Raw genomic sequence first — 8,688 nt, 5'->3', positions numbered from 1 at the left:
GCAGGTGCCGCTCCCTTCCCCGTCTTTATGCGCATCCGGGGTCCGCCCGGATGCGCAGGTGCGGCTAGCGGCCCGTGCCGCCGTAGACCGTGGCCTCGTCCTCGCTGTCGAGGTCAAACGCCCTGTGGATGGCGCGGACGGCGTCGTCGAGCAGATCCGCGTGGGTCACCACGGAGATCCGGATCTCCGAGGTGGAGATCATGTTGATGTTGATGCCGGCCTCGGAGAGGGCCGCGAAGAAGCGGGCGGACACACCCGGGTGCGAGCGCATGCCGGCGCCGATCAGCGAAAGCTTGCCGATCTTCTCGTTATATTCGATGCTCTCAAAGCCGATCCGGTCCTGCGCGGCGTGCAGGGCGGCCAGGGCCTCGGCGCCCTCGACGATCGGGAGCGTGAAGGAGATATCGGTCCGGCCCGTACCGTGGGTGGAGACGTTCTGGACGATCATGTCGATGTTCGAGTGGGCGTCCGCGATGACCTGGAAGATCGCCGCTGCCTTGCCGGGGATGTCAGGTACACCGACAACCGTGACCTTGGCTTCGGACCGATCGTGTGCCACACCGGAGATGATTGGCTGCTCCAAGGCAACTCCCTCTTGAGTCGTGATCTTGTCGTCGGCGCCGGGCAGAACCCAGGTGCCTTCGTTCTGGCTGAATGAGGAACGGACGTGCAGGGGTACCCCAAAGCGGCGGGCGTATTCAACACAGCGCAGGTGCAGAATCTTAGCGCCGGACGCGGCCAGTTCCAGCATTTCCTCGCTGGAGATGCGGTCGATCTTCCGGGCCGAGGCGACCACCCGCGGATCGGCCGTGTAGACGCCGTCGACGTCGGTGAAGATCTCGCAGACATCGGCGTCGAGCGCCGCGGCGAGGGCCACAGCCGTCGTGTCCGACCCGCCGCGCCCGAGCGTCGTGATCTCGTTCGTCGTGTGGCTCATACCCTGGAACCCGGCCACGATCGCGATGTGCCCCTTGTCCAGGGCGGTGCGGATGCGGTGCGGGTCAACGTCGATGATCCGGGCCTTGCCGTGGATGCCGTCGGTGATCATGCCGGCCTGGGACCCGGTGAAGGACTGGGCCGAGGCGCCGAACTTGTTGATGGCCATGGCCAGCAGCGCCATGGAGATTCGTTCGCCGGCGGAGAGGAGCATGTCCATCTCGCGGGCGGGCGCGGAATCGGTGACCTGGCCGGCGAGGTCAAGGAGCTCATCGGTGGTGTCGCCCATGGCGGAAACCACCACGACGACCTCGTCGCCGGCGTTTTGGGCGTCCACGACCCGCCGGGCGACGCGCTTGATGCCTTCTGCGTCAGCCACCGAGGAACCGCCAAATTTCTTCACGACAAGGTGCTTGGTGGCGGCGGCCGAGACGGGCAACGTCTGCGATCCGGGCTGGACTTCGGTAGTGGGCAAACTCATTCGCGCACCCTCACTGGATCATCGGGGTTCTGGGCCAGGCAACCAAACGGCGCGACGGCGTAACTTCTCACCCCAGTTTATCGCCGTGCCGCCCGCGCCGTTGAATTGTGACCGAATGGCAGACACGCCGGGTTTGTCTCCACCGGACATGCCCAGTGCTGCGGGCCGGGAGTGGACATGGTCTCCCCGTTCCGTGGACATGCTCAGTGCTGCCGTGGGACATGCTCATTCTTGGTGGCCTGGAGTGGGCATGAGGGCATTGTGTCCATTCCTGGGCGTGGGCGCTGGACATGTCCGCCGGGCCGGATGGGGGAGCTCGGGTTAGGAGTGGACATGCTCAGTGCTGCCGTGGGACATGCTCATTCTTGGCGGGCTGGAGTGGGCGTGAGGGCATTGTGTCCATTCCTGGGCGTGGGCGCTGGACATGTCCGCCGGGCCGGATGGTGGGCCGGGGTGTCGCTGCCGCGGCGGCCACTAGGGCGTCAGCTCAGGGCGTTGCGGCGGCCCTCGAAGGCCCTGCCGAGCGTGACTTCGTCGGCGTATTCCAGGTCCCCGCCCACGGGCAGGCCGGACGCCAGCCGGGTGACGGCGATGCCAATCGACTTGAGCATCCGGGCCAGATACGTCGCCGTGGCCTCGCCCTCGAGGTTGGGGTCGGTGGCGATGATGATTTCCTGGATGGCGCCGTCGTTGAGCCGGGTCAGCAGCTCACGGATCCGGAGCTGTTCCGGACCGATCCCGGCGATCGGATTAATCGCGCCGCCCAGCACGTGGTACCTGCCGCGGAAGGACCGCGTGCGTTCCACCGCCAGGACGTCCTTGGATTCTTCGACGACGCAGATAACCGTGGGGTCCCGGCGCGGGTCGCGGCAGATGTTGCACAGTTCCTGCTCGGTCACGTTCCCGCAAACCGTGCAGAACTTGACCCGTTCCTTCACGGTGGTGATGGCATCGACAAGCCGCTTCATGTCCTGCGGATCGGCCTCGAGGATGTGGAAGGCCAGCCGCTGGGCTGACTTGGGCCCCACTCCGGGAAGGCGTCCGAGCTCGTCGATCAGCTCTTGAACTGCGCCTTCGTACACAATGTCCTCGTTCGTTTGGAGTGGGGCCGGGGCCAGCCGGCAGGGGGTCTGCTAGAAGCGGGGCGGCAGCGGGCTTCCATCCAGGGAGCGCTCTTCCACCAGTTTCCCGCCCAGAATACGCTCGACGGCGGCCCGGCCGAAGACGCCCGATTCCTCGATCGTTTCGTCGTCGGCGCTGGGGATGTCCTGTACGTAGACGGTGGTCGCGGCGGCGGCTCGGGCGGGGGCCTTCGCCCGCCCGGCCTCGGCCTCGGGACTGTTCGACAGCCGCTGGTACAGGCTTTGCCGGCCTGCCGGAGCGGCAGCGTCGGGAACGGCAGTGACCGCAACAGCCTCCGCGACGGCAGCTACGGCAGCGGCGGCCACACGCGGCGCAACAGACTCCGCAACCGCCGGCGCCGGAGCCGCTTCGGCCCGGGCCTGGTGGTCCGAGGCCAGTCCGGACGGCGCGGACACGACACCCGCGTACTCCGGGATCTGTGCCGCCGCCGGCTCGTAGTGCACAGGCTTCGGCTCGGGCTCGGACGCAGCGGGCTCGACATCCGGGCTCGTGTACCGGCCGAGGTTCGAATCTGTGCCGACCGTCCAGACGCCGGGTGACTGCTCGACGGCGCGGGCCCACGCGTCATCCGACGCGTCCGGGTCTGCGCCCGGTGTCCCGGCCGGGGAACCGGCGGTTTTGGATGCCGGCGCGGCAGGGGACTTGCGGGCCGGAGCGGTAGCGACAGCCGCGGGCTCGGGGCGGCGCAGCGTGGCTACGGGCGAGGGGCCCCAATCCAGGGGTGGTTCCTCGTCCAGCGGAGGGGCGTCCTCGTCCCGGGGCGGTCCCCAGTCGTCATCGGCGTAGGACCCGGAAGGCTCCGAAGGGCCATCCGAGCCGGCTGCTGGCTCGGCTGCGCTGACCTGAGATTGGATCGCTGGGGCAGGCGCCTGCGGTTCCGCTGCCGGCTCGGCTGCGCGGACCTGAGCCTGGGCCGCGGGGGCCGGAGTGGGTTGCGTCGAAGGCATTGAGGCGGCGGGAACGTGCGCCGCGGCCACCCGCGAGGGGACGGCTTCAGCGGCATCGTTGGCCGGAGATKGGGCCTGCTGGGGAGCCGGGCTCAGGCCCCAGGCGACGTCGGCCGATGTCGCCTGGCTTGCGGACGATGCCGGGGTCTCCGGGCTAGCCGGCGGCGCTTTTGGGTTTGGCTCAGAGCTCGCTGGGCTGTTGCTGCTGCCGGCCACGGCCCGGATCTGGCAATCGATGCCGATGGTCTTGTGGATCGCCTGCCGGAGGTTCTCGGCGTGGTCGGCCCGGCCGAAGGCGCCCGCCAGCCCCGTGGTGGTGAACGCGAGGGTCAGGACGTGGTCCTCGAAGTGGCCGACCTGGGCGTTGGGTTCCACCAGTGCCCAGGTGCTGCGTTTGATCTTGGTGAGCGTTTGCAGGATTTCGGGCCAGGCGCGGCGCAAAACCTCCACGTCGGCTCCGGGGCCGGCGGCAGACCCGGGAGCAGCGGCAGGCGCCCTGCCGGGCTCGGCCGGCTCGGGGCGCGCAGGGACGGAAGGTGCTGGGGTAGATGCCGCGGGGGCGGACGGTGCGGGGGCGGATGGGGCAGCCGCTGAGGCAGTCTCTGACGCGGGCAGGGACGGAGGCGCGGCGGCGGGACCTGCGGCCGGGGCGGGCCGGCTGGCCGCCGCGGATTCGTCCACAGGCCAGTCGCTGGTGCTGACCCGTGGCGCCGTCAGCGGTTCTCGGACGGGCTCGTCCTGCCTGGCGGGCGCGGAGACTGTGGCCGGCGGCTGCTCGCCCTGACGCGGGGCGGAGGGGGCGGTGGTTGTGGCAGCCGGCGCGGCGTGCGAGGGTGCGGCGGGCACGTCCGCTGCCGGCAACTGTGGCGCGGCTGCCTGCTCCGTGCGTGCAGGCGAAACGGCAACAGGTGCGGGAGCGGCGGCGAGGGGGGCTCCGACGTCGTTCCCGGCGTAGTTCAAACGCCGCTCGACGCGGTCGATCCGGGCTGCGATGCCGCGCTCGGTCTGCTCGGAGCTGGGCAGCAGGATGCGGGCGCACAGCAGTTCCAGGTGCAGGCGCGGCGAGGTGGCCCCGGTCATGTCGGTGAGAGCGGTATTGGTGACGTCAGCGGCGCGGGAGAGCTCGGCCGCCCCGAGGTTGTGCGCCTGGTTCTGCAGGCGGGCGATCTGGTCCGCCGGCATGCCGCGGAGGATGGACTGGGCGCTTTCGGGCATCGCCTGGACGATGATGAGGTCGCGGAAGCGTTCGAGCAGGTCCTCGACGAAGCGCCTAGGATCGTGCCCGGTCTGGATGACGCGGTCCACAGCGCGGAACACTGTGGCGGCATCCGACGCCGCGACGGCTTCGACGACGTCATCGAGCAGGGAGGCGTGCGTGTAGCCCAGGAGGGCGACCGCGAGTTCGTAGTCCAGGCCGTTTGGTCCGGCGCCGGCCATGAGCTGGTCGAGCACGGAGAGGGAGTCGCGGACCGAACCGCCGCCCGCGCGGATGACGAGCGAGAGCACCCCGGGCGCCACGGGGACGTTCTCCTGGGTGCAGAGCAGCTCCAGATACGCCATGAGAGGCTCCGGCGGCACCAGCCGGAAAGGGTAGTGGTGCGTGCGGGAACGGATGGTGCCGATGACTTTGTCCGGCTCCGTGGTGGCGAAGATGAACTTGATGTGTTCCGGCGGTTCTTCGACGATCTTGAGCAGGGCGTTGAATCCGGCCGACGTGACCATGTGGGCTTCGTCGATGATGAAGATCTTGTAGCGGTCCCGGACGGGGGCGTAGGTGGCCCGTTCCCGGAGGTCGCGGGCGTCGTCCACACCGCCGTGGCTGGCGGCGTCGATCTCGATGACGTCCAGGGAGCCGGAGCCGCCGCGGGCGAGTTCCACGCAGCTGGGGCACTTGCCGCAGGGGGTGTCCGTGGGGCCCTCGGCGCAGTTCAGGCAGCGGGCCAGGATGCGCGCGGAGGTGGTTTTGCCACAGCCGCGGGGGCCCGAAAAGAGATAGGCGTGGTTGACGCGGTTCTTGCGCAGGGCCGTCATGAGAGGCTCGGTGACGTGCTCCTGCCCGATAACGTCCGCGAACGAATCGGGGCGGTATCGACGGTAGAGGGCGGTAGTAACAGTCACAGATAAACCCTACCAATCGGCACAGACATAAAAGACCCCTCATGCACCCGCCAGAGCCCGTTTACCCTTGCTACCTTCCGGTCCTGGGGGAGTTCAACAGGATGACGCCACATGAGGGGCCGTCAGCAAGTTTACCTGACGATTGGGTGTGCCCCGAATTGGCCCGGTTTGGCCCTTAATCCTCGACGGGAGATGCCCATTCTTGGCGAGAAGGAGTGGGCTGCAGGAGTGGGCGCGGTGGGACTATGTCCAGCGGTCGGGCGGACCGCTGGGCATGTCCAAGTGGCGGGAGTGGGCAGTGTGTGGCATGCCCATTCTTGGCGGGAAGGAGTGGGCTGGTCGAGATTATGTCCAGCGCTCCGGCGGGCTGGGGGACATGTCCGGTCCCGGGAGTGGGCAGTGTGGGGCATGCCCATTCTTGGCGGGAAGGAGTGGGCATTTTGGGGCTATGTCCAGCCCTCAAGTGGGCCGCGGGGCATGTCCCGCGGAGGAGCCGCAGGCCGGGGCGGGGAGGCCCAATTGGGCGAAGCTGGAAAGTTCAGGTATTCTAGTATCTGCTTTTGATTCAGAAGCAACTGGAGAATTCGCCTAGCGGCCTATGGCGCACGCCTGGAACGCGTGTTGGGTTAACGCCCTCGGGGGTTCAAATCCCCCATTCTCCGCGGTTGGCCCCGGTCCTCGGACCGGGGCCTTTTTGCGTCTCCGGGCCGTTCGTGTCCCCGGCATTTCTATCCTCGTGAGGTTCTCGTGAGGTTCTGGCCAAGGTTGCGTCCTCCGGCAGTACCGGCACCGATTCATCCGCCAAGTCGGCTTGGAGGCCGGGCCGCCTCGTGCCCCAGCCGCACTGCGCCCCCCCGGGGCCGCCCCGTGCCTTAGCCGCCCCCGTGCCCCAGCCGGCCCGCCACAAACCAGCAAAACCACCGCCCGCACTGCGCCCCCCGGGGCCGCCCCGTGCCTTAGCCGCCCCCGTGCCCCAGCCGGCCCGCCACAAACCAGCAAAACCACCGCAGCCGCCCGCCGGCCCAGACTCAGGCCCGGTAGCCCAGCCGGCGCAGCCTGGCGCGGGCAGCTTGCTCGCTCGGGCCCATCCGGCCGAGGGCCACATGCACCACGCCGAGCGTGACCCGGGTGGCCAGGGTTACCGGCAGCGGTATCGGGCCCAGCCGCGCGGTCCGCAGGCCCAGAAGCTCCCGGTACTTGGGCTCGAGGCTTGCCACGGCGGCCGCGAACAGCACCCGGTAGCCAGGCCTGAGCGCGGGGTGCAGGGGCGGGTCGCGAATGAACGCCACCGTTTCGGTGACCCGTTCGTCACAGCGGAGCTCGCCGTCGTCGTACCAGCGGTCCAACTGCTGGCGCATTTCCGCTTCGCTCAGCGGTGGTGCCTCGACGCCCATCAGCCGGCCGGCCTGGGCCCACTCACGGACGTAGGCATCAGGTCCGCCAGGAATCGGCCGCCCCCACAGTTTGTGGGCAGAGAGGAAAGCGTCTGTGAAGGCAATGTGAACCCACCGGAGCAGCTCGGGATCATTGGCCGCGTAACTGCGCCTGATGCCGTGGCCGTCCACAAATTCTCCCCGCACCGTCCGGTGCAGCCGAAGAACCCAGTCCGATGCCGCCTTCGCCGTATCCGTGGAGCCATACGTCACGGTGAAGATCCAGCGGATCGTGCCAGCCAGCCGGCCCAGCGGGTCTTCGCGGAAACGGGAGTGATCGTGGACTCCGGCCAACGCGCCGGGATGGAGCGCCTGCATCAGCAGTGCCCGGATTCCCGCCACGATGGTTGGCATGTCCCCGTGCACGGCCCAGACGGCCGAGCCGGGCAAGTGGTACCCGGCGTCGTCCCCCTCGGCCAGGCCCGGCACCCACTCGGGCACCGAATCGCGCGTCCCCGTGAACGTCTGTTTGAGTTCCGCCTGCCATTCCCTGAGGACATTTCGCATCCTTCATTCTTACCCGTCCCGGCGGCGTGCGGCACCTGCAATTGTGCGGAGAACTACTGGGGCGCCGCCGGCAAGCTACTGGGGACATCCGCGGATCTCCGATTGGTCCCGCAAAAGGAGCGCGCTGACGGTTCACAGACCCGGCCGTCTGTGGTCACATAGGGAGGTAAGTCCGTGAAGATTGGGGTCTGGCGGACATATAGCGGGAGTCATTTCGTGGGAAAACACTGGGGAAACTCATCGAGTGAGCAGTCAGCGAGGGCACGGACCATTGCCGTGCGCTGCGTGTCCGGAGGCCTGTGCCTGTCCCTGGCCGTGCTGGCATTCAGCGGCTTTCAGGGACTGAGCGCCTTTGCGACCTACGGCGCGCCCACCGCCGTCCCGACGGCCGCCATGCCTCCCTCCGGCGACGTGGGACCGGAAGCCCTGGACCCGCTGGCCCACTCCGCCGCGACCGCGCCCGCGGGGACTCCCGGCACCGGCGCTGTCACCGCCGATGCCCAGGCGCTCGTGGCCTTCAGCCGGAGCACGGTGGACACGGCCACCCGGGCAGGGGTGCGTGGCGAGCTCAATGTGGCCTCGGCGGCCCTGCACCGGCCCGCACCGGGTTTCCTCATGGCCCCGCTGGAATCACTGGTGCCCTCGTCCCCGTTCGGGCTGCGCACCAGCCCCCTGACGGGATTCGCGGGCRAATTCCACTGGGGCCAGGACTTCGCGGCCCCCTGCGGCACCCGGGTCTACTCCGCCGACGCCGGTGTGGTGCGGGCCGTCGGGTGGCACCCGTGGGGCGGCGGAAACCGGGTGGAAATCGACCACGGCAACGGTCTCATCACCACGTACAACCATCTGGAGGCGATCGCGGTCAAGAAGGGCGACTCCGTGCGGGTGGGGGAAATTATTGCCCGGGTTGGTACCACCGGATCCTCCACCGGCTGCCACCTTCACTTCGAAACCATCCTCAACGGCTCCCACACTGATCCGCGCGATTGGACATTTCTGCCCATCAAGCAGGTGGATCAACTCGGCCCGATCGACATGACCAGTTACGCACCCGACGCCGGTAAGGCAACCAATGCGGGGATTGGCTGGGCGATTCCTGTCCGGGAAGACCTGACCCATGTGG

Annotated in this window: 5 protein-coding genes, 1 tRNA gene and 1 other RNA gene; 2 read left to right on the top strand and 5 right to left on the bottom strand. The window is 68.6% G+C overall.

Features of this window, described 5'->3' with window-relative positions; translation table 11 throughout:
* Window positions 1-64 precede the first annotated feature (64 nt).
* From AC1D1S_RS16625 to ffs, 4 genes are all read right to left on the bottom strand, one after another.
* Complete coding sequence (locus tag AC1D1S_RS16625; RefSeq protein WP_018774393.1) at window positions 65-1,417, bottom strand: aspartate kinase; 1,353 nt, start codon at window positions 1,415-1,417, stop codon at window positions 65-67.
* Window positions 1,418-1,899: 482 nt separating this feature from the next.
* Window positions 1,900-2,499 (bottom strand): recombination mediator RecR, encoded by a 600-nt coding sequence (gene recR / locus AC1D1S_RS16620; RefSeq protein WP_018774392.1) that lies wholly within the window; start codon window positions 2,497-2,499, stop codon window positions 1,900-1,902.
* 51 nt (window positions 2,500-2,550) lie between these two features.
* A complete protein-coding gene (locus tag AC1D1S_RS16615; protein WP_476994959.1) occupies window positions 2,551-5,625 on the bottom strand; it encodes a DNA polymerase III subunit gamma and tau in 3,075 nt (1,024 codons plus the stop codon).
* A 27-nt stretch (window positions 5,626-5,652) separates the two neighbouring features.
* An RNA gene (gene ffs / locus AC1D1S_RS16610) (signal recognition particle sRNA small type) lies at window positions 5,653-5,749 on the bottom strand.
* A gap of 453 nt (window positions 5,750-6,202) precedes the next feature.
* Between ffs and AC1D1S_RS16605 the strand changes: the two genes are divergently transcribed.
* Window positions 6,203-6,287 (top strand) — tRNA-Ser (locus tag AC1D1S_RS16605).
* Window positions 6,288-6,653: 366 nt separating this feature from the next.
* Here AC1D1S_RS16605 and AC1D1S_RS16600 read toward each other — a convergent pair.
* A complete protein-coding gene (locus tag AC1D1S_RS16600) occupies window positions 6,654-7,565 on the bottom strand; it encodes an oxygenase MpaB family protein (RefSeq protein ID WP_243181458.1) in 912 nt (303 codons plus the stop codon).
* A gap of 285 nt (window positions 7,566-7,850) precedes the next feature.
* On the opposite strand from AC1D1S_RS16600, the gene AC1D1S_RS16595 reads away from it, so the two are divergent.
* A partial coding sequence (locus AC1D1S_RS16595; RefSeq protein WP_476994958.1) for a M23 family metallopeptidase occupies window positions 7,851-8,688 on the top strand: 838 nt, incomplete at its 3' end.

Source organism: Arthrobacter sp. P1_A5 (assembly GCF_056406825.1).
Note: the sequence above shows the minus strand (reverse complement) of the source record. Positions and strands in the feature narration are given on the sequence as shown.

Excerpts from the sequence above, each read along its gene's own strand:
- AC1D1S_RS16600 (WP_243181458.1), bottom strand. The coding sequence starts at position 7,565 with ATGCGAAATGTCCTCAGGGAATGGCAGGCGGAACTCAAACAGACGTTC.
- AC1D1S_RS16625 (WP_018774393.1), bottom strand. The coding sequence starts at position 1,417 with ATGAGTTTGCCCACTACCGAAGTCCAGCCCGGATCGCAGACGTTGCCC.